At 65.5% G+C, this 25,005-nt stretch carries 21 protein-coding genes and 1 tRNA gene; 8 read left to right on the top strand and 14 right to left on the bottom strand.

Translation table 11 applies throughout. The features are described from left to right. Positions 1-17: 17 nt before the first annotated feature. A complete protein-coding gene (locus tag ACV7JP_RS10070; RefSeq protein ID WP_457795550.1) occupies positions 18-1,316 on the top strand; it encodes an MgtC/SapB family protein in 1,299 nt (432 codons plus the stop codon). Here ACV7JP_RS10070 and modC read toward each other — a convergent pair. The 5 genes from modC to ACV7JP_RS10095 form a co-directional block, all read right to left on the bottom strand. Next, positions 1,311-2,390 (bottom strand): molybdenum ABC transporter ATP-binding protein, encoded by a 1,080-nt coding sequence (gene modC, locus ACV7JP_RS10075; RefSeq protein ID WP_457795551.1) that lies wholly within the window; start codon positions 2,388-2,390, stop codon positions 1,311-1,313. The two genes, ACV7JP_RS10070 and modC, sit on opposite strands and share 6 nt — an antisense overlap. After that, on the bottom strand, positions 2,387-3,070 hold the full coding sequence (gene modB / locus ACV7JP_RS10080; RefSeq protein WP_457795552.1) for a molybdate ABC transporter permease subunit: 684 nt from the start codon (positions 3,068-3,070) through the stop codon (positions 2,387-2,389). The genes modC and modB overlap by 4 nt, the downstream gene beginning before the upstream one ends. Before the next feature lie 92 nt (positions 3,071-3,162). Further along, a complete protein-coding gene (gene trxA, locus ACV7JP_RS10085) occupies positions 3,163-3,483 on the bottom strand; it encodes a thioredoxin (protein ID WP_457795553.1) in 321 nt (106 codons plus the stop codon). Positions 3,484-4,036: 553 nt separating this feature from the next. Further along, positions 4,037-5,572 carry an acyl-CoA carboxylase subunit beta gene (locus ACV7JP_RS10090; RefSeq protein ID WP_457795554.1) on the bottom strand — a complete coding sequence of 512 codons (1,536 nt, stop codon included), beginning with the start codon at positions 5,570-5,572 and terminating at the stop codon, positions 4,037-4,039. Positions 5,573-5,626: 54 nt separating this feature from the next. After that, a complete protein-coding gene (locus ACV7JP_RS10095; RefSeq protein WP_457795555.1) occupies positions 5,627-6,307 on the bottom strand; it encodes a hypothetical protein in 681 nt (226 codons plus the stop codon). Positions 6,308-6,665: 358 nt separating this feature from the next. On the opposite strand from ACV7JP_RS10095, the gene ACV7JP_RS10100 reads away from it, so the two are divergent. Further along, positions 6,666-8,009, top strand: coding sequence for an erythromycin esterase family protein (locus ACV7JP_RS10100; RefSeq protein WP_457795556.1), 1,344 nt, complete (start codon positions 6,666-6,668; stop codon positions 8,007-8,009). On the opposite strand, the gene ACV7JP_RS10105 is transcribed toward ACV7JP_RS10100, so the two are convergent. From ACV7JP_RS10105 to ACV7JP_RS10130, 6 genes are all read right to left on the bottom strand, one after another. Beyond that, complete coding sequence (locus ACV7JP_RS10105; protein WP_457795557.1) at positions 7,991-8,287, bottom strand: hypothetical protein; 297 nt, start codon at positions 8,285-8,287, stop codon at positions 7,991-7,993. The two genes, ACV7JP_RS10100 and ACV7JP_RS10105, sit on opposite strands and share 19 nt — an antisense overlap. A gap of 61 nt (positions 8,288-8,348) precedes the next feature. Then, positions 8,349-8,424 (bottom strand) — tRNA-Val (locus ACV7JP_RS10110). Between the two features lie 136 nt (positions 8,425-8,560). Further along, positions 8,561-8,842, bottom strand: coding sequence for an HU family DNA-binding protein (locus ACV7JP_RS10115; RefSeq protein WP_457795558.1), 282 nt, complete (start codon positions 8,840-8,842; stop codon positions 8,561-8,563). A 285-nt stretch (positions 8,843-9,127) separates the two neighbouring features. Then, the gene (lon, locus tag ACV7JP_RS10120; protein ID WP_457795559.1) at positions 9,128-11,554 is read right to left on the bottom strand and encodes an endopeptidase La; all 2,427 of its coding nucleotides are present in this window, start codon (positions 11,552-11,554) and stop codon (positions 9,128-9,130) included. Between the two features lie 306 nt (positions 11,555-11,860). Beyond that, on the bottom strand, positions 11,861-13,126 hold the full coding sequence (gene clpX / locus ACV7JP_RS10125; protein WP_457795560.1) for an ATP-dependent Clp protease ATP-binding subunit ClpX: 1,266 nt from the start codon (positions 13,124-13,126) through the stop codon (positions 11,861-11,863). Positions 13,127-13,437: 311 nt separating this feature from the next. Beyond that, a complete protein-coding gene (locus ACV7JP_RS10130; protein ID WP_457795561.1) occupies positions 13,438-14,655 on the bottom strand; it encodes a 6-phosphofructokinase in 1,218 nt (405 codons plus the stop codon). A gap of 203 nt (positions 14,656-14,858) precedes the next feature. On the opposite strand from ACV7JP_RS10130, the gene ACV7JP_RS10135 reads away from it, so the two are divergent. Both ACV7JP_RS10135 and ACV7JP_RS10140 read left to right on the top strand, forming a co-directional pair. Next, positions 14,859-16,121 (top strand): methyltransferase domain-containing protein, encoded by a 1,263-nt coding sequence (locus ACV7JP_RS10135; RefSeq protein ID WP_457795563.1) that lies wholly within the window; start codon positions 14,859-14,861, stop codon positions 16,119-16,121. 83 nt (positions 16,122-16,204) lie between these two features. After that, on the top strand, positions 16,205-16,720 hold the full coding sequence (locus ACV7JP_RS10140; protein WP_457795564.1) for a CYTH domain-containing protein: 516 nt from the start codon (positions 16,205-16,207) through the stop codon (positions 16,718-16,720). Positions 16,721-17,025: 305 nt separating this feature from the next. Here ACV7JP_RS10140 and secA read toward each other — a convergent pair whose 3' ends face one another. Then, positions 17,026-19,845, bottom strand: a complete 2,820-nt coding sequence (gene secA / locus ACV7JP_RS10145; protein WP_457795565.1) for a preprotein translocase subunit SecA — start codon at positions 19,843-19,845, stop codon at positions 17,026-17,028. Positions 19,846-20,260: 415 nt separating this feature from the next. Between secA and ACV7JP_RS10150 the strand changes: the two genes are divergently transcribed. Then, positions 20,261-20,395, top strand: coding sequence for a hypothetical protein (locus tag ACV7JP_RS10150; protein ID WP_457795566.1), 135 nt, complete (start codon positions 20,261-20,263; stop codon positions 20,393-20,395). A gap of 1 nt (position 20,396) precedes the next feature. Next, positions 20,397-20,792: a helix-turn-helix domain-containing protein gene (locus ACV7JP_RS10155; RefSeq protein ID WP_457795567.1), complete on the top strand. Its 396-nt coding sequence runs from the start codon at positions 20,397-20,399 to the stop codon at positions 20,790-20,792. Between the two features lie 14 nt (positions 20,793-20,806). Here ACV7JP_RS10155 and ACV7JP_RS10160 read toward each other — a convergent pair whose 3' ends face one another. Next, positions 20,807-21,766 carry a polysaccharide deacetylase family protein gene (locus ACV7JP_RS10160; RefSeq protein ID WP_457795568.1) on the bottom strand — a complete coding sequence of 320 codons (960 nt, stop codon included), beginning with the start codon at positions 21,764-21,766 and terminating at the stop codon, positions 20,807-20,809. 8 nt (positions 21,767-21,774) lie between these two features. Between ACV7JP_RS10160 and ACV7JP_RS10165 the strand changes: the two genes are divergently transcribed. Continuing rightward, the gene (locus tag ACV7JP_RS10165) at positions 21,775-22,212 is read left to right on the top strand and encodes a GNAT family N-acetyltransferase (RefSeq protein ID WP_457795569.1); all 438 of its coding nucleotides are present in this window, start codon (positions 21,775-21,777) and stop codon (positions 22,210-22,212) included. A 145-nt stretch (positions 22,213-22,357) separates the two neighbouring features. Further along, positions 22,358-23,341 carry a zinc-dependent alcohol dehydrogenase family protein gene (locus ACV7JP_RS10170; RefSeq protein ID WP_457799062.1) on the top strand — a complete coding sequence of 328 codons (984 nt, stop codon included), beginning with the start codon at positions 22,358-22,360 and terminating at the stop codon, positions 23,339-23,341. Positions 23,342-23,490: 149 nt separating this feature from the next. Here ACV7JP_RS10170 and ACV7JP_RS10175 read toward each other — a convergent pair whose 3' ends face one another. After that, positions 23,491-24,999, bottom strand: coding sequence for a bifunctional aminoglycoside phosphotransferase/ATP-binding protein (locus tag ACV7JP_RS10175; RefSeq protein ID WP_457795570.1), 1,509 nt, complete (start codon positions 24,997-24,999; stop codon positions 23,491-23,493). Between the last annotated feature and the right edge of the window lie 6 nt (positions 25,000-25,005).

Here is a 25,005-nt window from a genome sequence, read left to right on the forward strand (position 1 = left end):
CGAGAAAGCCTTTCCGCATGTATGAAATGGGCACGGCCGAACTGATCCAGCGGCTCTTCGTCGCCCTGGCGATCGGCCTGCTCATCGGGCTCGAGCGCGGCTGGCGCACGCGCGAGGAGCAGGAGGGCGAGCGGGCCGCCGGCCTGCGCACCCACGGGCTCGCGGCGCTGCTCGGCGGCGTCTGGGGCGCCGTCGCCATGCAATTCGCGCATGACGGCGGGGCCGTCGCGCTCGGCGCGGCCTTCCTCCTTTTCGGCGCCTTGATCGGCCTCTTCCGCTATCGCGAGACGATCCACAACCAGACCTTCGGGGCGACGACGCTCATCGGCGTGCTGCTGGCTTTCGCGCTCGGCGCCTTCGCGGTCGTGGGCGACCGGCTGGCCGCCGCCGCCGCGGCCGTCGCCACGACCGCGCTTCTGGCGCTCAAGACCCTGCTGCACGGATGGGTGCAGCGGCTCACCTGGATCGAGCTGCGCTCCGCGCTCGCGCTCCTCGCCATGAGCTTCATCCTGTTGCCCGTGCTTCCCGATGAGGCGATCGACCGCTGGGGCGCGGTCAATCCGCACGATCTTTGGCTGATGACCGTGCTGATCGGCGTCATTTCCTTCGCCGGCTATATCGCCGTGCGGCTCGTGGGCTACCGGCGCGGCGTCGCGGTCGCGGGCATGGCGGGCGGGCTCGCATCCTCCACCGCCGCGACGGCGGCGTTGTCGCGCATCGCCGGCGAGCATCCCGAGCAGGTCAATGTGCTCGCGGCCGGCGCGATCTTCGCGAATGCGATGATGGCGCCGCGCGTGCTCGCCATTCTGAGCTTCGTGAACCCCGAATTCGGCCTGCGCCTCGCGGCGCCGCTCGTCGCGGTCGGCCTCGTCTATTTCCTCGCCGGCGGCGCGCTGATGCGGATCGGCGCCATGGATGACGAAAGCGAGCGCAATCCGCTCACGATCGGCAATCCGCTCGATTTGCCGGCGGTGCTGAAATTCGGCGCGCTGCTCGCCGCCGTGATGATCCTGTCCAAGATCGTCACCAAATTCGGGGGCAGCTCCGGCGCCTATGCGCTCGCGCTCATTTCCGGCGTCGCCGACGTCGACGCCATCTCGCTCACCATGGCGAGTCAGGGCGTGGGGGAGATCGGGGCCGGCGCCGCGGCGCTCTCGGTCCTGCTGGCGATCTTCTCGAACACGGTCGTGAAGGTGGGGATCGCCTGGGCGGTCGGCGGCTTCGCCATGGGGCGGCGCGTCGGCGCGACCTCCGCGCTCGCGCTGGCGGCGGGTCTCGCCGCCATGGCCTTCGCTCCGCCTCCGCCCGGCCTATAAGGCGCGCTCGTCGAGCGCGACGGATTTCACGAGAGCGAAAACCTCCGAGCCCCGCGCGAGCGCGAGTTCGTCGAGGGCCAGCCGCGTGACGGCGGAGACGAGCCGGTCGCCGCCGGCGAGATCGAGCGTGACGAAGGCGAGCGCGTTGCTGTTGACGTCGATCTTGGCGACGCGGCCCCGGAGAATGGTGCGCATGCTCGTATCCGTCGGCGGCGACTTCGCCAGAACGACGTCGGTCGCCTTGATGGCGATGCGCGCTTCTCTGGTATCGGCGAGGCGGGCGGTCACGAGAATTTCGCCGGCCGGATGCGCGAGCCGGGTGACGCCGTATGACTCGTCCACGGCGTCGACGCGCGCCACGAGGGAGTTCGTCAGGCCGAAGCGCCCGCCTTCGATGAGGCGGCTCGCGCCCGGCAGAACGTCGAGCGGCGCGCCCTGCGCGACGACGCGCCCCTTGTCGATGATCAGCGTCTCATCCGCGAGCCGCGCGATCTCTTCCGCCGAATGCGAGACGAGCACCATGGGCGTCTTGAACTCGTCGCGCAGCCTTTCGATGAGGCTCATGATCTCCTGACGGCGAGCGTGATCGAGCGACGCCATGGGCTCGTCCATCAGCAGCAGGCGGGGCGAGGCCAGAAGCGCCCGGGCGAGGCCGACGCGCTGGCGCTCGCCGCCGGAGAGGGTCGCCGGCCGGCGCTCGAGCAGATGGCCGACGCCGAGCGTCTCGACGATCGCGTCGAAGGGCGCGGTCCTTTCGGCCTTGGGCGTAAAGAATCGGCCGAAAAGAATGTTCGTCCTCACCGAGAGATGCGGGAAGAGTAGGGCGTCCTGGAACACGACGCCGACGCGCCGCTTCTCGGGCGGCGCGAATTTATGCGAGGCCGTGTCGACCAGCGTGACGCCGTCGACGACGATTCGTCCGCTGTCCGGGCGGATCACGCCGGCGATGAGGTGGGCGAGCGTCGATTTGCCGGCGCCGGAAGGTCCGTGAAAGGCGAGCACGCGCGCGTCGCTCTCAAAGGCGCAGGCAAGCCGGAAGCCGCTTCGGTCGAGGCGGACGTCGAGCGAGATCATCGCGCGTTCATTCTGGACTGGAGCGCTTCCGACGCCACGAGCGCCGCGACGGCGATCGCCGCCGATATGGCTGCGAGCCGAAAGGCCGAGGCGTCGCCATCGGGGGTCTGCAGCAGCGCGTAGATGGCGGCGGGGACGGTGCGCGTTTCGCCGGGAATGCTGGAGACGAAGGTGATCGTCGCCCCGAACTCGCCCAGCGCCTTGGCGAAACCGAGAATCGCGCCGACCAGCACGCCGTTTCCGGCGAGCGGCAGATCGATCAACGCGAAAGCCCAGAGCCGGTTGGCTCCGAGCGAGCGGGCGGCCGTGGAGAGTCGCGGATCGACGCTTTCGAAGGCGAGACGCACCGGCCGGACCATGAGGGGAAAGCTCATCACGGCGGCGGCGAGCGCCGCGCCGGTCCAGCGGAAGGCGAAGACGATTCCCAGATGCTCGTCGAGAAAGGCGCCGAAGGGGCCGCGCCGGCCAAAGAGCAGCAGGAGCGCGAAGCCGGTGACGACCGGCGGCATGACGAGCGGGAGATGGACGACCGCGTTGAGCGCGGTGCGGCCTGGAAAGCGCCAGCGCGCCAGCGCATAGCCGACGAGGACGGCGAGGGGCAGCGCGAAGAAGGTGGCGGCCGTCGCGACCTTGAGGCTCAGGAAGATCGCAGTGAGATCGTCGGCCGAAAGGTCGAGCACGGGTCGCGACGCCTCAAAAGAAAAAGCAAGCCTGAAGGCGCGCGATCCGGTCGTCCTCCCGACCGCGCGCCTTCAGGCTCGCAAGAATCATGTCAGACCGCGGCGGAAATCCAGCGCGACAATTCGCCCTTGGGCGCGGCGCCGACCTTCTGCGCGGCGGCCTTGCCGTCCTTGAAGATGATCAGCGTCGGAATCGACCGGATGCCGAGCTTGCTCGCGACGGTGGGGTTTTCGTCGATATTGAGCTTCACGACCTTGACCTTGCCCTTCAGCTCCGCGGCGATCTCCTCCAGCGCGGGGGCGATCATGCGGCAGGGTCCGCACCACTCGGCCCAGAAATCGACGACCACGGGTTCGGCGGATTTCAGCACTTCCTGCTCGAAAGTGGCGTCGGTAATTTTTTGCGTAGACATTGCGGGCCTTTCGTTGCGGGCCGTTTGGCGAATTCGGTCAGGAACGTAGGAATGCGGGGCGCGCCCGTCAAGCAGCGGCCTTCCGGCGTCAGCTCGGCCATGGGCTGATCGGGCTAGAGGGATTTTCTATAATGCCCCCTTAAACACAAAGAGCGGGGACGGCCGCGCCGAACCCCACTCTTTGGCACCCTGTCCTTTAACCGGATTGAACGCCTGGCTCCGAAGTCTTTTGCGCTCCGATAACCGCTCGCCGCCGCTCGTTCATCGAGCTAATCGCGAGCCGCGTTCCCTCCGGCGTCCTCCCCGACTTGGACCGTTGCTGGGAATTGAAAGGCTAAACGCTTTAAACGCTTAGGCTTACCCAACCAACTTGGCGAGGGGACATTATGCCAAAATAAAAGGGCTGTCACTCGAAATTGTGCACTCTGTCGAAATTTCGAGTCGGGCGCCCTGCATTTGGGCATTACTTCCCGCTAAGTCGTTTCAAATCGGCACGAAAGAGAAAGGCGCGTCTCAATGCCGCGTCTCCTAGAAGTTGTAGCCTGCAAGGCGCCTACAACGGGATGTTGTCGTGCTTCTTCCAGGGATTCTCCAGCTCCTTGTGACGGAGCAGCGCCAGCGCGCGCGCGATTCGCTTGCGCGTCGAATGCGGCATGATCACCTCGTCGATATATCCGCGCTCGGCGGCGACGAAGGGCGAGAGGAAGCGGTCCTCATATTCCTTGGTGCGCTGCGCGATCTTCTCCGGATCGCCTAGATCGGCGCGGAAGATGATCTCGACGGCGCCCTTGGCGCCCATGACGGCGATCTGCGCCGACGGCCAGGCGTAATTGACGTCGCCGCGCAGATGCTTGGAGGACATGACGTCATAGGCGCCGCCAAAAGCCTTGCGCGTGATGACGGTGACCTTCGGAACAGTCGCCTCCGCATAGGCGAAGAGCAGCTTCGCGCCATGCTTGATGAGTCCGCCATATTCCTGCGCCGTGCCGGGCAGGAAGCCCGGGACGTCGACGAAGGTGACGATCGGAATGTTGAAGCAGTCGCAGAAGCGCACGAAGCGCGCGGCCTTCTTCGAGGCGTCGATGTCGAGCACGCCCGCGAGCACCATGGGCTGATTGGCGACGAAGCCGACCGTGCGCCCCTCGATGCGGCCGAAGCCGACGACGATGTTCTTGGCGTGGGCCTCCTGGATCTCGAAGAAGTCGCCCTCGTCCACGACCTTGGTGATCAGTTCCTTGATGTCGTACGGCTTGTTGGGATTGTCCGGGACGATCGTGTCGAGCGACATGTCGAGACGGTCGACATCGTCGAAGCTCGGCCACTCGGGAGGCGTCTCCGTGTTGTTGGCCGGCAGGAAGTCGATGAGGCGGCGCATCTGCAACAGCGCCTCGACGTCGTTGTCATAGCCGCGGTCGGCGATCGAGCTTTTGGTCGTATGCACCGAGGCGCCGCCCAGCTCTTCCGCCGTCACCGTTTCGTTGGTGACGGTCTTCACGACGTCGGGACCCGTGACGAACATGTAGCTCGTGTCGCGCACCATGAAGATGAAGTCGGTCATGGACGGCGAATAGACGTCGCCGCCGGCGCAGGGGCCCATGATGACGGAAATCTGCGGGATGACGCCCGAGGCCAGCACGTTGCGCTGGAACACCTCGCCATAGCCCCCGAGCGCCGCGACGCCCTCCTGGATGCGCGCGCCGCCGGCGTCGAAAATGCCGATGATGGGCGCGCGGTTCTTGAGCGCCATGTCCTGCAGCTTGATGATCTTCTGGGCGTGCGTCTCGGAAAGCGAGCCGCCGAAGACGGTGAAGTCCTTCGCGAAGACGAAGACCGCGCGGCCATTGACCGTGCCCCAGCCGGTGACGACGCCGTCGCCCGAGGTCTTCTCGCCCTGGTCCATGCCGAAATCCGTGCAGCGATGCGTCACGAACATATCGAATTCTTCGAACGAGCCCTGGTCGAGCAGCAGGTCGATGCGCTCGCGCGCCGTCAGCTTGCCGCGGGCGTGCTGCGCTTCGATGCGCTTGTGGCCGCCGCCGAGGCGCGCCGAGGCGCGGCGCTGTTCGAGCCCGTCGAGAATATGTTTCATGTCAGCCCTACTTCTTGTCTTTCGTTATGTTTTTCGGCGTGGCGGCGCGCGAGATCAGAGCTTGCGCGACCCGAGCCGCCAGCGCGCAATGTCCGCGCCGGACAGCATATAAAGCTGATCGGGCGAGGTGCGCTCGGCGAGATTGACGAGGTCCGGGCTCACGCCCATGCCGCTCGCATAGCGCGCGAGCATGGCGCGCATGCCGCCGTCATCGTAATTGCGCTCGCGGACGAGGCCTTCCGAAAAGTCGAAGCTCGTCGAATAGTTGAACATGCGATGGATGCCGACCCGGCTCTGCGGCGGGATGACCCGCTTCTTCCCGCCCATCAGCGCATAGACGCAGGCCGAGTAGCATCGGCCCGACACGAGCGACATGGCGTCGGACGACCGCTCCGCCGCCGGACGCGCCACGATCACCGCCATGCCCAGCCGGCGCATGGCCTGCCCGAGCTCCATGGAGGCGACGACCTTGCCGCCGGGCGAATCGAGCAGCACGATGCCGTGCAGATTGCCGCCGCCGACGCTCTGCCGGACGAAGCTCAAAAATGCGTCGGGCGTGCCTTCCGCGATCTCGCCCTGGGCGGCGATCACCTGCGGGCAGCGCGCGCCGCAATTGCCGCCATTGAGGCCCACGACCCGGAAGCTCATCTCCTCGGACCGGGCGGCGCTTAAGGAGAGAAAGGCCTGCGCGACGAGGGCGAGCGCTGCAAGAGCCAGGGTCCTCAGTTTCCGCATGGTCGCCCGCACCTCGTGAATCTCCGCCGGACCCAGCCTAACTCCCAAAACGCGAGCGGCAAAGGACTTTCGCACTGCGCCGCGACACGCCGGTTCGCGGCGGGACGCCCCGGACGGTCGCCGGAAAAACCGTCGAGGATCCGTGTGCAGGCGGAAATGATTCGGTCGGAAATCGCCATTTCCCACTTCGCGAGCGCCGCCGGGCGGTTGCTTCTCGGACGCCGAGTTAAGGGGGCTCGGGCGCCGCGTCAAGCCGCCGCCGGATTGGCGGTCGCGCCAGGCGCCCGATCCCCCCGCCCCGGCGGGAACAAGACCGCTGGCCAGCCGTTCGGGGAGACCGGTGCAGAGGAGAGCGGCCATGGCGCCCATCGCCCCGACGACGCTTCGCCGCGACGAGGTTCGTTCCGCGATCACGCGCGCGCTCGCCGGCGCGAGCGAATCTCTCCCGCCGCCCGAAAAGGCCGAGGAGTTCGGCCGGCGTTTCGGCCGTTACGGCGATGCGCGCGTCGTGCTGCTCGGCGAGGCGACTCACGGCACGTCTGAATTCTACTGGGCGCGCGCGGCCATCACCCGCGAGCTGGTGACGCGGCACGGCTTCGGCGTTGTCGCCGTCGAAGCCGACTGGCCGGACGCCGCGCGCATTGACCGCTATGTCCGCCATCAGGCCCCCATGGCCGGGGCAAGCGAGGCTTTCGCGCGCTTTCCGACATGGATGTGGCGCAATGTCGAGGTCATGGCGTTTCTGGATTGGCTGCGCGACCACAACGCCCACGAGCCGCCGGCGCGCCGGGTCTCCTTCCATGGCCTCGACGTCTACAGCCTCGGCGCCTCGATCGACGCTGTCGTCGACTATCTCGACCAGGTGGACCCCCGCGCCGCCGGGGTCGCCCGCCAGCGCTACGCCTGCCTGACTCCCTGGCAGGACGAGCCGGCCGATTACGGCCGGGCCGTGCTGCGTGGCTGGCAAAAGCCCTGCGAGGACGAGGCGGCCCGGCAACTCGTCGAGCTCTTGTCCCGGCGCCTCGATTACATGAAGGCGGACGGAGAAGCCTTTTTCGACGCGGCGCAGAATGCGCGCATCGTCCGGGCCGCGGAGCAATATTACAGGCTCATGTTTCGCGGGGCGCGGGAGTCGTGGAATCTGCGCGACCGGCACATGTTCGACACGCTCCAGGCGCTCCTCGCGCATCGCGGGCCGGAGACGAAGGCCGTCGTCTGGGCGCATAATTCCCATGTCGGCGATGCGGGGGCGACCGCCATGGGATGGGCGGGGGAATTCAACATTGGCGAGCTTTGTCGCGCCTCCTTCGGCGACGACGCCGTTCTGATCGGCATGGGCACGGATCGCGGGACGGTCGCCGCGGCCAGCGACTGGGGCGCGCCGATGGAGGTGAAGAGCGTGCGGCCCGCGCGCGAGGACAGCTACGAATGCGCCTTCCGCAAGACCGGCCGCGCCCGCGCTTTGGCGGACTGGCGGCGCCGCCGCGATCCAGCGCTCGCCGACGCCTTGAGCGAACCCATGCTGGAGCGCGCCATCGGCGTGGTCTATCGCCCCGACAGCGAATTGCTGAGCCATTACTTCGAGGCCGTTCTCGCCGAGCAGTTCGACGCCTATCTCTGGATCGAGGAGACGAGGGCCGTGACGCCGCTCCCCGCCGCCCGCCCGCAAGGCGCGCCCGAGACCTATCCCTTCGGACTATAGGGGCGCTCCCGGAGCGCGTCCGTCCGCCAGTCGCGGGCGCGCTCGGACTCATATTGATCGAGCATTTCGTCGAGCTCTTCCAGATGAAGGCGCAGACGGGAAATGGTCGCCGCCGTCGTGTCGACCCAGCCATGGCCGCGGTCTTCGGCATGTCTCATCCGGCCGGATTCGAGCGAGGCCGCCAGTTTTCTCACCCTCTGCCGCTCCTGGCGGCACCATTCCACGATCTCGATCAGCGCGCTCATCGGCTTCTCCCGGACCTTGACGCGCAACTTCATCTTGCGCGCGCCGCCGGCAATTCAACCATTCGCCGCCGGCGTGGTTGGAACAGGAAAAGCTTGGTGGGCGGTGAGAGGATCGAACTCCCGACATTCTCGGTGTAAACGAGATGCTCTACCAGCTGAGCTAACCGCCCGCGCCGCCTTCCAGGAGGAAGCGGCGGGCACGGTTTTAGAGAGGGCGGGAACGGGAGGCAAGCGCTCCGGGACGCCAAAAAACGGTACGGCCGCCGGAGACGTCCGACGGCCGCGCCCGGGACCGGATGTCCGGCGCTACTTGGCCTTGTTGAGCGCGGCCTTCAGCGTCTGGCCGGGCTTGAAGCGGGCGCTCTTGGAGGCGGGAATCTTGATCTCCTCGCCCGTGGCGGGGTTGCGGCCCTTGCCGGCGGCGCGCTTCTTGACCGAGAAAGTGCCGAAGCCGACGAGACGCACCTCGTCGCCCTTCTTGAGCGCCTTGGTGATGCCGTCAATGATCGCGTCGATCGCAGCGGCCGCGGCGGCCTTCGAGCATTCCGTCTCGTTCGCGACGTGCTCGACCAGTTCCAATTTGTTCATGGTCTTATCCTTCATTTTAGCGCGCTGCGAGGCCGACGGCGTCCGCGCGCGGGCGGCGGCCTCGAATCGTCGGCGTGTAGCGAAGCGGAGTGTTGAGTCCGAATCGCTGGAAAGGCAAGGGATTGGAGCTGGCGCCCGCTAGAAAATGCCGGAAAACCGGGCGAATCAGGCGCTGCGCTGCGGGAAACCTGAGAAAATGTGGCCTTTATCGGAGGCGCCGCAGGTTGATGCGACAAAAAAAGCCCCGTCCGGGGGACGGGGCTTCATATTCAAAGCGGCGGGCGATCAGTGCGCGCGTACGCCCGCGTCGTCTTCCGCCAGGGCCGCCGCGCGCTTGGAGAGCGCCGTCGCGTCCTCTTCCCAGACGATCGGAGTCGGCTGGGAGACGAGGGCGTGCTGCAGCACTTCCTCCATGCGAGCCACGGGAACGATTTCGAGCCCGTTCTTCACCGCGTCCGGGATTTCCGCCAAATCCTTGGCGTTCTCCTCGGGGATCAGCACCTTCTTGATGCCGCCGCGCAGCGCCGCGAGCAGCTTCTCCTTCAGGCCGCCGATCGGCAGCACGCGGCCGCGCAGCGTGATCTCGCCGGTCATGGCGATGTCGCGGCGCACCGGAATGCCGGTGATGATCGAGACGATGGCGGTGGCCATCGCCACGCCCGCCGAGGGGCCGTCCTTGGGCGTCGCGCCTTCCGGCACGTGCACATGGATGTCGCGGCGGTCGAAGAGCGGCGGCTCGACGCCGAAATCCACCGCGCGCGAGCGGACGTAAGACGCCGCCGCCGAGATCGACTCCTTCATCACGTCGCGCAGATTGCCGGTGACGGTCATCTTGCCCTTGCCGGGCATCATCACGCCTTCAATGGTCAGAAGCTCGCCGCCGACCTCGGTCCAGGCGAGGCCCGTGACGACGCCCACCTGATCCTCGAGCTCCGCCTGGCCGTAGCGAAATTTCGGCACGCCCAGATAGTCGGCGATGTTTTCCGCCGTGACGACGATCTTCTGCGTCTTCTTGAGCAGAATCTCCTTCACCGCCTTGCGCGCGAGGTTGGAGACTTCGCGCTCGAGATTGCGCACGCCCGCCTCCCGCGTATAGCGGCGGATGAGCTCCATCAAGCCGTCTTCCGTGACCATCCACTCTTCCGGCGCGAGGCCGTGCTTGTGGACGGCGCTGGGGATCAGATGCTTGCGGGCGATCTCCAGCTTCTCGGCCTCGGTATAGCCGGCGATGCGGATGATCTCCATGCGGTCCATCAGCGGCGCTGGGATGTTCAGCGTGTTCGCCGTCGTCACGAACATCACATTCGACAGGTCGTAATCGACCTCGAGGTAATGGTCGTTGAAGGTCTGGTTCTGCTCGGGGTCCAGCACTTCGAGCAGCGCCGAGGACGGATCGCCGCGGAAGTCCATGCCCATCTTGTCGATCTCGTCGAGCAGGAAGAGCGGGTTGGACGTCTTGGCCTTGCGCATCGACTGGATGATCTTGCCGGGCATCGAGCCGATATAGGTGCGGCGGTGGCCGCGAATCTCCGCCTCGTCCCGCACGCCGCCGAGCGACATGCGGACGAATTCGCGTCCCGTGGCCTTGGCGATCGACTTGCCGAGCGAGGTCTTGCCGACGCCGGGCGGGCCGACGAGGCAGAGGATCGGGCCGGTCAGCTTGTTGGCGCGGCTCTGCACCGCGAGATATTCAAGGATGCGCTCCTTGACCTTCTCCAGGCCGAAATGCTCGGCGTCGAGCACGTCCTGCGCCTGCTGGAGGTCGCGCTTCACCTTTGAGCGCTTGCCCCACGGGATCGACAGGATCCAGTCCAGATAGTTGCGCACGACGGTCGCTTCCGCCGACATGGGCGACATCTGGCGCAGCTTCTTGAATTCGGCGGTCGCCTTGTCGCGCGCCTCCTTCGAGAGCTTGGTGCTCTTGATGCGCTCCTCGAGCTCGGCGAGATCGTCCTTGCCGTCCTCGTCGCCCAGCTCCTTCTGGATCGCCTTCATCTGCTCGTTGAGATAGTACTCGCGCTGGGTCTTCTCCATCTGCCGCTTGACGCGCGTGCGGATGCGCTTCTCGACCTGGAGGACCGAGATCTCGCTTTCCATCAGAGAGAGGCACTTCTCCAGCCGCCTGGAGACGCTGAGCGTCTCCAGAACGTCCTGCTTGTCGGCGATCTTGACCGAGAGATGCGAGGCGACCGTGTCGGCGAGCTTCGAGAAATCCTCGATCTGCGTCACCGCGCCCACGATCTCGGAGGAAACGCGCTTGTTGAGCTTCACATAGCTCTCGAACTCGGAGATCACCGAGCGGCCGAGCGCCTCGACCTCGACCGGATTGCCCGGATCGTCGGCAAGCCCTTCGGCGTCCGCCTCGTAGAAATCATCGGCGCGCGAGTAATTGCGCACGGCGGCGCGGGCCACGCCCTCGACGAGCACCTTCACCGTGCCGTCGGGCAGCTTCAGAAGCTGCAGGACGGAGGCGAGCGTGCCGATGGGATAGATGGCGTCGGTCGCCGGATCGTCGTCGCCGGCGTTCTTCTGCGTCGCGAGCAGGATCAGGCGATCGCTCTTGGTCACCTCCTCGAGCGCGCGGATGGATTTCTCGCGCGCGACGAAAAGCGGGACGATCATATGAGGAAACACGACGATGTCGCGCAGGGGAAGGACGGGGTAGCTTTCGATGGCTCCCGGCGTTATGGCGTCGCGCTTTTCATTGCTCATCTTCGTGTCCTGCTTTCGTTTGCGCATCCCGCCCGGCGGCAATGCGAAGAAATGCGAGCGAACGAGTATCAGTCGGAACTAGCAAGACTTAGGCCGTGCAACCCGGCCGGCGCTCTTGAGCCAGACTTTGGCCGCGAGACGCTCGCTCAAGCGCCTTCACGCCATAGGAGCTGCGGCGTCGAATGCCCGCACGGCCCCGGTAACGCAGGAAATGGGATACGCAAACGGTCGATTCAAGGACGATATGAAAGACCCCGGGGGGGCTTTCCCCGGGGCGCCGCGCAAACATAAGCGACGGCGCGCGCTTTAAGCGCTAGCGCCGCTTTTCTCGCTGCGCTCCGCGTAGATATACAGCGGTCGCGCTTTGCCTTCAACGACTTCCGGACCGATGACCACCTGCTCCACGCCCTCGAGGCCCGGCAGATCGAACATGGTGTCGAGCAGAATGCCCTCCATGATCGAGCGCAGGCCGCGCGCGCCCGTATGGCGCTCGATGGCCTTGCGGGCGACCGAGGTGAGCGCCTCGTCCTGGAAGGTCAGCTCGACATTCTCCATCTCGAAGAGGCGCTGATACTGCTTGACCAGCGCATTCTTGGGCTCGGTGAGAATCTTCTTGAGCGCGTCCTCGTCGAGATCCTCGAGCGTCGCGATGACCGGCAGGCGGCCGACAAATTCGGGGATGAGGCCGAATTTCAGCAGGTCTTCCGGCTGCACCTGGCGGAAGATGTCGCCGGTGCGGCGCTCGTCGGGCGATTGCACCGTCGCGCCGAAGCCGATGGAGGTGCTGCGGCCCCGCGCGGAAATGATCTTCTCGAGGCCGGCGAAGGCGCCGCCGCAGATGAAGAGGATATTGGTCGTGTCGACCTGCAGGAACTCCTGCTGCGGATGCTTGCGCCCGCCCTGCGGCGGCACCGAGGCGACGGTGCCTTCCATGATCTTGAGCAGCGCCTGCTGGACGCCCTCGCCCGACACGTCGCGGGTGATGGAGGGATTGTCGCTTTTACGCGAGATTTTGTCGATTTCGTCGACATAGACGATGCCGCGCTGGGCGCGCTCAACATTGTAGTCGGAGGCCTGCAGCAGCTTGAGGATGATGTTCTCGACATCCTCGCCGACATAGCCCGCTTCGGTGAGCGTCGTGGCGTCGGCCATGGTGAAGGGCACGTCGAGGATGCGGGCGAGCGTCTGCGCCAGCATTGTCTTGCCGACGCCGGTCGGGCCGATCAGCAGGATATTGGACTTGGCGAGCTCCACATCGCCATGCTTGGTGGCGTGGTTGAGGCGCTTGTAATGATTATGGACCGCGACCGAGAGGACGCGCTTCGCCTGCGCCTGGCCGATCACATAATCGTCCAGAACCTTGCAGATCTCGCGGGGCGTCGGAATGCCGTCGCGCTGCTTGACCAGCGAGGACTTGTTCTCCTCGCGGATGATGTCCATGCAGAGCTCGACGCATTCGTCGCAGATGAAGACAGTCGGCCCGGCGATGAGCTTGCGGACTTCATGCTGGCTCTTGCCGCAAAACGAGCAGTAAAGCGTATTCTTGGAATCGCCGCCGCCGACCTTGCTCATGATTTTCTCCTGATGAATCAACTCGCCGCGCGAATCGATCCAAACATATGATCTAACGGCCCTGGCCTAACAAAAGGTGGAGAGGGTCGCCTTGCGTCTCTCCCCCTCTCGAGGGTCAGGCCTCTGGCGCATACCCGGCGCCCGTCCAACCGCGCGGGCCGCTCGCTCCTCCGCGCGGCTCCACTTTATTTTAGGCGCGCCGGGATTTGCAACCTTGTCACAATCGGAGAGGTTAGCAAGATCGGCGCCCTGGCCCTGGCGGCGCGGGGCCCGGCCGGGGCGGGCCCGGCCGGGCGGAGCCGTAAGACCTTTTATGTCAGGATCTTAGGGACCCTGTTGAGCCTCAGCCGGAAGGCGTCGGGCATGCCGCTGCCGAGCAGGGGCCGGAGATACAGGCGGAAGGCGTCCGTCACGTCCGTGCCGCAGGGGCTGATGAACTCGTCGGGCATCACTTTTGTTTTGGCGGCGATCTGTTCAAGTGGGGTGAGCTGGTAGTCGACCGAATAAAAGCCCGTGCGGTGGATGGTCACGGAGCCGTCGCGGTCGCCCCACAGCGCATATTGCACCGCCTTTTCGCCGACCTCGCGGGCCTCGCGCTGGTCGACGTCGGAGACGCAGCCGACGAAGCTCCTCTGCACATAGCCGAAAGTGTCGGCGCGGACGCGCTTGAAGCCCAGCCGCTTCTTGACGAGCTCGGTCAGCTCGTCGGCCAGGCCGCCGCCGCCGAGATGCACATTGCCATGGGCGTCGCGCTCCACCTGCTTGGCGAGCCTCTCGGCGACCGGCGCATGGTTCTCGTCGCAGACGCCCTCGGATACGGCGACGACGCAGCGGCCATGTTTGTCCATGGTCGCCTTCACGTCGGCGAGGAACTTGTCGACGACGAAGGCGCGCTCCGGGACGTAGATGAGATGCGGGCCGTCGTCGGGAAATTTCTTGCCCAGCGCCGAGGCGGCGGTGAGGAAGCCGGCGTGGCGGCCCATCACGACGGCGATATAGACGCCCGGCAGCGCCCAATTGTCGAGATTGGCGCCCGCGAAGGCCTGCGCCACCCAGCGCGCGGCGGAAGGGAATCCCGGCGTGTGGTCGTTAACCATCAGATCGTTGTCGATGGTTTTCGGAATATGAATCGCGCGCAGAGGATAGCCGGCGTTCCGGGCTTCCTCGGAGACGATGCGGACCGTGTCCGACGAATCATTGCCGCCGATATAGAAGAAGCAGCCGACGCCATGCGCGCGCAGAACCTTGAAAATTTCCTGGCAATATTTCAGGTCCGGCTTGTCGCGGGTGGAGCCCAGCGCGGAAGAGGGCGTGTTCGCGACCATTTCGAGATTATGCGTGGTCTCCTGCGTCAGATCGACGAAATCCTCGTTGACGATGCCGCGCACGCCGTGGAAGGCGCCGTAAATGCGCTCGACCTCGCGAAACTTGCGCGACTCGAGCACCGCTCCGACGAGGGACTGGTTGATGACGGCGGTCGGACCGCCGCCCTGCGCGACGACGACTTTGGAGAAATCAATGGACGACACGCGAGGCTCCTGTCCAAGTTCTGCTGACTTCGCATCCCGCGATCAAGGCGGGCGGGCGGCTCTGGCCCGGCGCGACCGTGACGGCCTTCTCCCGAGGGGGGAACGGCCCTGGCCGCGCGCGACACTCTTATTATCAATAGCGCAAAATTTCTATAAGACTGGAACGCGGGGCGGGCGCGACCGCCCTTCTACCCGGTGGGCCGATGGATCGTCAGACGGAGCTTCTCAAGCATATTTCGAAGGAGGCGCGGGGAATTGAGATCGGCCCCTATTTTTCGCCATTGGCGCCCAAGCGGGAGGGCTACAATTGCCTGTCGCTCGACGTCTTCGATACGGAGACCCTCACGCATCGGGCGACGATGGACCCCAGCGTGCCGCAGGAAAAGGTCGATCACATCGAGGCGGTCGATCTCGTCGGCAGCGCGGTGACGATCGACGCCCTCTGCCAGGCGAGCGGCGTCGAACTTGGGTTCGACTATATCGTCTCGTCACATAATTTCGAGCATCTGCCCAATCCGGTCGCCTTTCTGCAGGCTTGCGGGCGCGTCCTCAAAAAGGGCGGCTATCTGTCGATGGCGCTGCCGGACAAGCGCGCCTGTTTCGATTTTTTTCGGCCTCGCACCAGCCTCTCCGCCTGGATCGACGCCTTTTTCGAAAGGCGCGAGCGGCCAACCCATGCGCAGATCTTCGACCAGGACGGGCTCATCGCCAATGCGGCGATCGGCGGCAGGTCGGCGATCACCTTTTTCCTCGATGAAGACGTCGAGCGGATTTCCGTCTCGCCGACGCTGCACGAGGCCTTCGCGGCCTGGAAACAGAAGCGCGAGACCAATGACGCCGCCTATTACGACGTTCACTGCTGGGCGTTCACGCCGAGCAGCTTCCGCGCGCTGCTTTCCGATCTTTTCTTCCTCGGCCTCTCGCCTTTCGCGGTCGAGGAGGTGACCGACACGGCGGCCGCCGAATTCTACGCGCATTTGCGCCATGTCGGCTACAAGACCTTCTCGCCGGAGGAGACCCGCGCATATTATGCCGCAAGGCAGCAAATGCTGCGCGACGCGGTCAGCGAAGAGTCGAGCGTCGCGTCGAGCGGTCGCCAGCTCGACGTCTTCGAGCATGTGCGCGCGCGCTATCGCCGGATCGGATGGAACGCGCCGATCGTCGCGGCGCGGGGGCTCCGGCTATTGTTGCAGAGCCGGAACGTCGCCTTGGCCCGGCAATATTTCGCGATCTGCAATTCCGTTTTCTTCGACGCCGGCTTCTATGCGCGAATCTATGGCGGCGTCGGCGACGCCGCCACGCATTACCTGCTGGACGGCGCGCGCCAAAGCTTCGATCCGGGACCCTTTTTCTCCACCGCCCAATATATGGAACGAAATCCCGACGTCGCCGCGAGCGGCATGAATCCGCTCGCGCATTATGAGCTCTTCGGCCGCTCGGAAGGCCGCAGGCCGGCGCTGCGCTGAGCGGGCGCGCCGCGGCAAAATGGCGGCTGCTTTCTCCAAAGACATGGCTTACGCTTGGGCGCGGCGTTCTTCCGGGTGGGCGCATGTCTGTCGAAATCGAGCGCAAATATCTCGTCGTCGGCGATTCGTGGCGAGGCCTCTCCCACAAGCGCGAAAAAATAATCGACGGCCTCGTCGCCGCGTCGGAAGGGCGCAAAGCGCGCGTCCGACTCTATGAGGACCGGGCGACGCTCGCCGTCAAAGGCGCCAGGGAAGGTCCGGCGCGGGCGGAATTCGAATATGAGATCCCCATGGCGGACGCGGCTGAGATGATCGGCAAGCTCTGCGGCGACAAGGTCGTCGTCAAGACGCGCCATTCCGTCGATTACATGGGTCTCGTCTGGCAAATCGATGAATATGACGGCGCGCTGGCCGGCGTGATTGTCGCGGAAGTCGAACTGACGCACGAAAAAGAATTCGTGCCGTTGCCGGACTGGGCGGGCCGCGAAATCACGGATGATCCCGCCTATCGCAAAATCAATCTCCTGAATGCGCGGCTCGCGCAGTCGCGCATTTCCGGTCCGCCGGCCCTTCAGCCGCCCATGCGCCTCGGCGTCTGACGCCGGCTTCGTTTGATTCACTCGCAATGTCGCCGCGAAGCGATGGGAGCGGAAACCGTAATCAAAAGCGCAAAAAAAAGGACCGCTGCCGAGCAGCGGTCCAAGTCGGGGGAGAACGCTCAAGGAGTGAGCGAAAATCTCAAAGAAGGCAGTCCGCGTTCACATTCAACCCTGCGGAGCGCGATTGTCGCCGACTGCGACGACAGGCCGCATGCCGGCGGCCATGGGCCCGCAAGCGGAAGAGCTCGATCGGGATGGCGGAAAAATCAGCGGCTGCTTTGCACAAGCCGCTGATCGGACGCCGATTACACCAACTGTCCGTGACAGTGCTTGTATTTCTTGCCGGAGCCGCAGGGGCAGGGCTCGTTGCGGCCGACCTTGCCCCAGCTATTGGGATCGGCCGGATCGCGCTCCGGCGCCGGAGCCAGCGCCTGCGGCGAGAAATCCGCCGCGGCGAGGCGCGCGTTCAAATCCTCCAGCGCGGTCATTTCCACGCTGACGCCGCCCGAGAGCGGGACGGGGTTCGGATGCGACATTTCCATCGGCGGCAGTTCCGGCGGCGCCGAGGGCGGCGCCTCGAAGCTGACCTCGACCCGCATGAGCTGCGCGGTCACCGCCTCGTCCCAACGGGTCATCAGGCTGCGGAAGAGCTCCAGCGCCTCGGACTTGTATTCGTTGAGCGGATCGCGCTGCGCCATGCCGCGCCAGCCGATGACCTGGCGCAGATGGTCGAGCGCGACGAGATGCTCGCGCCATAGCGTGTCGAGCGATTGCAGCACGACCTGCTTCTCGATCATGCGCATCAGCGGCGCGCTGTTCTTCTCGACGCGCTCTTCATAGGATTTGTCGGCCGCCTCGAGCAGGCGCTCCTTGATCTCCTCGTCGGCGATGCCTTCTTCCTTCGCCCAATCCGCGACAGGCTCGTCGAGATTGAGCTTGGCGCGCACATCCTCGGCGAGGCCCTCGACATCCCAGGCCTCGGCATAGGCGTCGGCGGGGATGTGCAGCGAAACGAGGTTTTCGACGACCTCCGCGCGCATGTCGGAGGCCTGCTCCTCCACGCTCTCCTCCGCCATGATCTCGCGCCGGCGCTCGAAGATGACCTTGCGCTGGTCGTTCATGACGTTGTCGAACTTCAGGATGTTCTTGCGGATGTCGAAATTGCGCGCCTCGACCTTGTGCTGCGCCTTCTCGATCGCCTTGTTGATCCAGGGATGGACGATCGCCTCCCCCTCCTGCAGGCCGAGCTTCACCAGCATGCCGTCCATGCGCTCGGAGCCAAAAATGCGCATGAGGTCGTCCTGCAGCGACAGGAAGAATTTCGAGCGGCCGGGATCGCCCTGGCGGCCGGAGCGGCCGCGCAGCTGATTGTCGATGCGCCGGCTCTCATGGCGTTCCGTGCCGATGATGTAGAGGCCGCCCGCCGCCAGCGCCTTCTCCTTGAAGGCCGCGACTTCCTCGCGGATTTCCGCTTCCCTGGCTTCGCGCGCCGCGCCTTCGAGGTCGGCGCATTCATGCGCGACGCGCATCTCGACATTGCCGCCGAGCTGAATGTCCGTGCCGCGGCCCGCCATATTGGTCGCGATGGTGATCGCGCCCGGCACGCCGGCCTCCGCGACGATATAGGCTTCCTGCTCATGGAAGCGCGCGTTGAGCACGGCGAACATCCTGGAAGGCTCGCCCGAGCGCGCGGCCTCGTAAAGCTTCGACAATCCCTTGGGATCGGCGAAGTCGATCATCTTGTAGCCCTGCTGGACCAGAAATTCCGCGAGCTGCTCCGACTTCTCGATCGAGGTCGTGCCGACGAGCAGCGGCTGCATGCGGGAATTGGCGTCCTTGACCTCTTCCAGGATCGCGCCGAGCTTCTCCTTCGCGGTGCGATAGACTTCGTCGTCGTCGTCGCGGCGCTGAACCGGGCGGTTGGTCGGGATTTCGACGACGTCGAGCTTGTAGATCTCGGCGAATTCGTTCGCTTCCGTCGCCGCCGTGCCGGTCATGCCCGCAAGCTTGTCATAGAGGCGGAAATAATTCTGGAAGGTGATCGAGGCGAGCGTCACATTCTCGGGCTGGACCTGCACGCGTTCCTTGGCCTCGAGCGCCTGATGCAGGCCTTCCGAATAGCGGCGGCCCGGCATCATGCGGCCGGTGAATTCGTCGATGATGACCACCTCGCCCTTGCGGACGATATAATCCTTGTCCTTCTGGAAGAGCTTGTGGGCGCGCAGCGCCTGATTGACGTGATGAACGAGCGTGACGTTGTGCGCCTCATAAAGGGCGCCGTCGGTGAGCGCGCCCGCCTCGGTCAGCAGCTCCTCCATATGCTCATTGCCGGCGTCGGTGAGGCTGATCGAGCGCTGCTTCTCGTCGAGATCGTAGTCTTCCGCCTTCAGCTTCGGGATCAGGCGGTCGATCGTGTTGTAGAGATCCGACTTGTCGTCGATGGCGCCGGAGATGATGAGCGGCGTGCGCGCCTCGTCGATCAGGATCGAGTCCACTTCGTCGACGATCGCGAAATTATGGCCCCGCTGAACCATCTGCGCGAATTCATATTTCATATTGTCGCGCAGATAGTCGAAGCCGAATTCGTTGTTGGTGCCGTAGGTGATGTCGGCGGCGTAGGCGGCGGCGCGCTCTTCGTCCGAAATGTCATGGACGACGCAGCCCACGCTCATGCCGAGAAAGCGGTAGATCTGGCCCATCCACTCGCTGTCGCGCTTGGCCAGATAGTCGTTCACCGTGACGACATGCACGCCCTTGCCGGCGAGCGCGTTGAGATAGACCGCGAGCGTCGCGACGAGCGTCTTGCCTTCGCCCGTGCGCATCTCGGCGATGGCGCCCTCATGCAGCACCATGCCGCCGATGAGCTGCACGTCGAAATGGCGCTGGCCCAGCGTGCGCTTGGCCGCCTCGCGGACGGTGGCGAAAGCGGGGACGAGGAGGTCGTCGAGCGTCTTGCCGTTTGCGAACTGCTCGCGAAACTCGACCGTGCGGTTGCGCAACTCCTCGTCGGAGAGCGCCGCGACCTGCGGCTCCAGCGCATTGATCGCCTTGACCTTCGGCGCATAGGTCTTGAGGCGGCGGTCGTTTGCCGTGCCGAAAATCTTCTTGGCGAGGGCGCCGAGCATTCCCGCGAACCTTTCTGATGGCGCGCCGCCGCCGCGCGGGCGCCGGTGTCGGCGGGCGGGGCGGAGCGTCGCAATGTCTTGGAAAGCAACCGCTTGTGACGGTGACCGGGACTCCGGGCGTCAGGGCCGACGCGGCATTTCCGCCGGAGAGATAAGAGGGCGGGGAACCCTTGTCAATGTAAGGGTTGCCTTGGAAAGCCGGGGTTGAAAGCGCGGGAAGATAATGCGCCGGACCGGTGGCAGCTTGACCGTATAGTCGCATTCGGCGATATTTTGCGATATTATCGTTAGGTTTCGGATGAAAACGCTTATATTTACGGTTGCGGCCGCCAAGGATCTCGATGCGCTTCCAACTCAGGCGCGGGAGGAGATCGTTGAGGCGCTATCCCGTTTGGCTATCGATGGGAGCGGCGATGTGAAGAAGCTCTCCGGCCGCGAAGGCTATCGATTGCGGGTCGGCGCCTATCAGGTCCTGTTCACCCAGGACATAACGACGATTCTCGCAATCTATGTTGGGCGCAGACAGACAAAGACCTATTCCAGGAGCTGATATGAGCAAGGTTCAGATCATCCGCACGCCGGAAGGCGAGGAACTGGTCGTCCTGCCGCGCGCCGATTACGAGGCGCTGGTCGCCGAGGCCGGCGCCGCCGCCGATGAGGAAAACGCCGAGGATGTCGCCATCTTCGACCGGCGCGTCGCCGAGCTTGTCGAGAAACAGCATGAGGTCTTGCCTGGGGAAGTGAGCGCGCGTCTGCTGAGAGGCGCGACGCTCATTCGGGCGCTTCGCGAATGGCGGGGCGTCCGCCAGCAAGAGCTGGCCGCGCGCGCGGGGCTTGGGCAAGGCTATTTGAGCGACATCGAAAGAGGTCGGACGCAGGGATCCCCGAAGGCGCGGGAAAATATTGCGCGTGCGCTCGACGTCCCGGTCGAATGGCTGTTGCGTTAGGGCGTAGCAACCAATTATGGCGCCTCGGTAATCCCCCGGAACGGCTTCGGCATCCGCCCGCTCTTCAAGAGCCGCGAGAAAATCTGCAACCCCCCAGGCTCATTGCCGTTGGGATGCACCAGCACGATCGATCCCGCCCTCGGCGGCGGTCCCAGCGCCAGCCACGAATCCGCCCCGAGCGCCACGAGATGGCGCTCCTTCAGCTTCTCGAGCAGCGCGCCGTCCGCCACAAGGCCGGGAAAGCGGAAGAAGATGGATGGGGTCTCGCCTTGGGCGATCAAAATTTTCTCCGTCTCGAAAATCTCGCGGTCGAGATCGACGCCGGGGCGCAGCATGTAATTCTGCGAATCCTTCAGCCCCGCCACATAAGGGTGCGAATAGGAGTGGCCGGCCCAGGCGATGTCCAGCGCGCCCGAGCGGGCCTTCTCCTGAAGCCAGGCGAAATCCTGCGCGTGATGGGCGATCCAGGCGCCGGAGACGGCGAGCGTCAGCGGCGTTCCCGGTCCCTGCGCCGCGACCTCCTCGATGAAGGCGCGGTCGAGCGGCTTGTGGCTCGGGCAGAGATCGCCGGTGACGAAGGCCCCGGCGCCCTTGCCGTGAATGAGCCCGGCATTGGCGAGCGCCGGCGGTCGGTCTGGATCGGCGGGCGGGCGCACCGTCCGCATGAAGCGCGTCTCGGCCTGTTCCTCGCCGCTGGTCTCCGCGCAGCGCCAGCAGGAGGCGCGCTCGAGCGAGGTTTTGAGCGTCTGCGGATCGACGGTGAGCAGCAGCTTCTCGCCGTCGACGCTCATGCGGCGCGTGGCGAGGCGCGTCTCGCCGTCTTTCGCGCAGCTCTCGAAGACCGCCGCATAGTCATGAACCCGCGCGCCCGCCTGCGGCGCAATCGCCGCCGGGCCGCAATCTTCCTGCGCGCGCGCCGTTGCGGCGGCCGCGAGGCTTGCGCAGAATAGGATGAATGGAAGAGCGGGTTTCACGGGGCGCGATGTTTAGCAGAAACACTCCGATTGAGAAGCTTGCTATCGAGGCGGCGGGCGCGGAATCGCCCGAGGTCGCGGCGCGTCTCGGCGCGGAGATCGCCGCGCGCTTCGGGCCCCGCGAGGAAACCCCGCTTTCCTTCGCGCTTCGCGACGAAAGCGGCGCGCTGATCGGCGGGCTCAATGGCGTCACTCATTGGCGCTGGCTTTATATAAGGCATTTGTGGGTGGCGGAGACGCATCGCGGGCAGGGACTCGCCCGGCGGCTCATGGACGCCGCCGAAAGCGCCGCGCGCGCGGTCGGCGCGGTCGGCGCCTATATCGACACTTTCGATCCGCGCGTGGCGGCTTTTTACGAGCGGCTGGGCTATGCGCGCTATGGAGAGATTGCCGATTTTCCTCCTGGGGGTCGGCGAATTTATCTGAGCAAACGGCTCGCGAGTTGAATCCCGCTCGCGAGAAAGGGTGGCCCCTGCGTAAGCAGGGGTTGGGTGAGGGCGCCCTCATCCGTCACGCCTTCGGCGCGACACCTTCTCCCGCACGCGGGAGAAGGGAGAGATCACAGGCGAGGAAGCGTCGATGCCCCAACCCATGAAAGCCATGGTCCTGCGGTCTCCCAAGACGCCGCTTGTGATGGCGGAGCGTCCGCTCCCCGCGCCCGGCCCGGGCGAGCTGCGTCTGCGCGTCGAGGCCTGCGGCGTCTGCCGCACCGATCTTCACGTCGTCGACGGCGAACTCACGCGGCCGAAGCTCCCTATCATTCCCGGCCACGAAATCGTCGGCCGGGTCGAGGCGGCGGGCGCGGGCGTCACGGGCTTCGCGCCGGGGAGCCGCGTCGGCGTCCCCTGGCTCGGCCATACATGCGGCCATTGTCCCTATTGCGCCAGCGCGCGCGAGAATCTCTGCGACGACCCGCTCTTCACCGGCTATACGCGCGACGGCGGCTACGCCACCCACGCCATCGCTGACGCGTCTTACAGTTTCCCGCTGCCGGAAAGCGGCGATCCCGCGACTCTCGCGCCGCTGCTCTGCGCGGGGCTCATCGGCTGGCGCACGCTGAAGATGGCGGGACCGGCGCAGATCATGGGCATTTACGGCTTTGGCGCCGCAGCGCATATCATCGCGCAGGTCGCGATCCTGCAAGGCAAGCGCGTTCACGCCTTTGTGCGGCCGGGCGACGCGGCGGCGGCGGAATTCGCTTTGTCGCTTGGCGCCGCGAGCGCGCAAGGCTCGGATGCGCCGGCGCCGGAAAAGCTCGACGCGGCGCTGATCTTCGCGCCCGTCGGCGCCCTCGTCCCGCGCGCGCTCGCGGCCGTGAAGAAGGGCGGCGCCGTCGTCTGCGGCGGCATCCATATGAGCGACATTCCGAGCTTTCCCTATTTGCTCTTGTGGGAAGAGCGTCGTCTCCTCTCCGTCGCCAATCTCACGCGCGAGGATGCGCGGGAGTTCCTGTCTCTCGCGCCGAGCCTGCCGCTCAAGATGCACGCGACGCCTTATCCTTTGGCGCAGGCGAATGAGGCGCTGAGCGATCTGCGCGACGGGCGCTTGCAGGGCGCCGCGGTGCTTCTTCCCTGAGCCGCGAGCCTCGAAGATTTTTTGATCCGTCGCGAACATTCCGCGCTCTTGCGCGTTTTGACGAGCGCGGTTCGAGGAAAGCGTTCATTCGCGATCCAGGGACAGCCGCCGACGGCCCGTTCCTGTTCGCAGGGGCGGGCCGTAAATCTTTATGAAGGCTCTCGATGGAAGGCGGGCGGCAGCGCCGCGCCGATTTCCTTGACGATCTCATTGAGACCCCCGCCGGCGTCGACGTGCGCCCAGGCGATCTCGCCCGTCTCCTTCATGAGTTGCGCTCGCAGCACTTCGGGCGTCGCGTCGGAAACGTCATTTGCGCGCTTGCCGACGCGGGCGATTCTCTGCGCGAGATCGACGTCGAGCCAGACGCCGAAGAAGGGCGCGCCGGCCTCTCGCGCCGCGGCCTCTATCGATGCGCGATCCGCCGGCCGGTCGAAGACGGCGTCGACGATCACGGGCCATCCGATTTTGGCGACGCGCTCGGCAGCGTTGAACATGTCGCGATAGACCCTTTCGGAAATCTCGTTGCGATAGGCTTCCGGCGGCAGGCGAGCCGTGGGCGGGGCGCCGAACATTCTTTTGCGGATTCGGTCGCTGTTGAGAATGCGCGCGCCCGGCGCTGGCGGAAAAACCGGCGCGAGCGCGGCGGCGACGCTCGATTTGCCCGAGCCGCTAAATCCCCCAATGGCGACGACGACGCCCCAGGCCGGCTCGAGCAGCGCGCGCGAGAGATCGAAATAGCCGCGCGAGATCTCCGCGCGCCCCTGCGACGCCTCGACATGCGCGCGGATGGCCGCGCGCAGCGACATGAAGAAGGGAAGCAGCGGCAAGCCTTCTTCCTCATTCTCAAGGCGCGCGTCGAGATAGCGGTTGAGCGCCGCATTGGCGAGATCGGGAAGCCCCACGCGCCAGAGATCCATCAGCAGAAAGGCGAGGTCGTAGAGAACGTCGATCGTCGAAATCTCGTCGGAAAATTCGAGACAATCGAAGGGCGTCGGCTCGCCTTCGAACAGGCAGACATTGCGCAGATTGAGATCGCCGTGGCAGCCGCGCACGTCGCCATGCGCGCGCCTCGCCTCGATAAGCGGGGCATGCGCGCCGAGCCAGCGATGAAGGTCGGCGAGATGCGCCTCGATCTCCTTCGCGGGCGCGGGCGCCGCTTCACGAAAGCTCGCTTCCATGCCGTCGATGATCTTGCGCATCGCGGGCGCGCCGCCTTGCGTGCGGACGGGCGCCGCCGCGTCATGCGCCTCGGCGACGCGGCGGGCGAGCCGCTCGATCATGTCTTTCGTCAGGCGGCCGTCGCGCGCCATGCGGTCGAAAAGCGCGTCGTCGGGAAAGCGGCGCATCTCGACGACGGCTTCGACGAAATCGCCGGCGCCGTCGAGCGCCAGGCGCCCATCCGCTTCTCGCGTGACGCGCCTCACGCCGAGATAGAGCGCCGGCGCGAAGCGCCGATTGAGCGCGATCTCGCGCTCGCACATCCGCAGACGCAAATCGGCCGTCGAGAAGTCGAGATAGGGCAAGCGCACCGGGCGCTTGATCTTGAAGACTCGGTCGCTCCCGAGGAGCACGGTCGAAATATGCGTGTCGACCCTCTCGGCGGCGCCAAGGAGGCCGGCGAGAAAGGCGACGATCTCGGCTTGGGGATCGGAGGTCATCGTGGC

The sequence above is a fragment of the Methylocystis sp. S23 genome, from assembly GCF_054106005.1.

Bases quoted from the DNA above. Each gene is read 5' to 3' on its own strand.
- ACV7JP_RS10070 (WP_457795550.1), top strand. From the start codon at position 18: ATGTATGAAATGGGCACGGCCGAACTGATCCAGCGGCTCTTCGTCGCC.
- modC (WP_457795551.1), bottom strand. From the start codon at position 2,390: ATGATCTCGCTCGACGTCCGCCTCGACCGAAGCGGCTTCCGGCTTGCC.
- trxA (WP_457795553.1), bottom strand. From the start codon at position 3,483: ATGTCTACGCAAAAAATTACCGACGCCACTTTCGAGCAGGAAGTGCTG.
- ACV7JP_RS10090 (WP_457795554.1), bottom strand. From the start codon at position 5,572: ATGAAACATATTCTCGACGGGCTCGAACAGCGCCGCGCCTCGGCGCGC.
- ACV7JP_RS10095 (WP_457795555.1), bottom strand. From the start codon at position 6,307: ATGCGGAAACTGAGGACCCTGGCTCTTGCAGCGCTCGCCCTCGTCGCG.
- ACV7JP_RS10100 (WP_457795556.1), top strand. From the start codon at position 6,666: ATGGCGCCCATCGCCCCGACGACGCTTCGCCGCGACGAGGTTCGTTCC.
- ACV7JP_RS10105 (WP_457795557.1), bottom strand. From the start codon at position 8,287: ATGAAGTTGCGCGTCAAGGTCCGGGAGAAGCCGATGAGCGCGCTGATC.
- ACV7JP_RS10115 (WP_457795558.1), bottom strand. From the start codon at position 8,842: ATGAACAAATTGGAACTGGTCGAGCACGTCGCGAACGAGACGGAATGC.
- lon (WP_457795559.1), bottom strand. From the start codon at position 11,554: ATGAGCAATGAAAAGCGCGACGCCATAACGCCGGGAGCCATCGAAAGC.
- clpX (WP_457795560.1), bottom strand. From the start codon at position 13,126: ATGAGCAAGGTCGGCGGCGGCGATTCCAAGAATACGCTTTACTGCTCG.
- ACV7JP_RS10135 (WP_457795563.1), top strand. From the start codon at position 14,859: ATGGATCGTCAGACGGAGCTTCTCAAGCATATTTCGAAGGAGGCGCGG.
- ACV7JP_RS10140 (WP_457795564.1), top strand. From the start codon at position 16,205: ATGTCTGTCGAAATCGAGCGCAAATATCTCGTCGTCGGCGATTCGTGG.
- secA (WP_457795565.1), bottom strand. From the start codon at position 19,845: ATGCTCGGCGCCCTCGCCAAGAAGATTTTCGGCACGGCAAACGACCGC.
- ACV7JP_RS10155 (WP_457795567.1), top strand. From the start codon at position 20,397: ATGAGCAAGGTTCAGATCATCCGCACGCCGGAAGGCGAGGAACTGGTC.
- ACV7JP_RS10165 (WP_457795569.1), top strand. From the start codon at position 21,775: ATGTTTAGCAGAAACACTCCGATTGAGAAGCTTGCTATCGAGGCGGCG.
- ACV7JP_RS10170 (WP_457799062.1), top strand. From the start codon at position 22,358: ATGAAAGCCATGGTCCTGCGGTCTCCCAAGACGCCGCTTGTGATGGCG.
- ACV7JP_RS10175 (WP_457795570.1), bottom strand. From the start codon at position 24,999: ATGACCTCCGATCCCCAAGCCGAGATCGTCGCCTTTCTCGCCGGCCTC.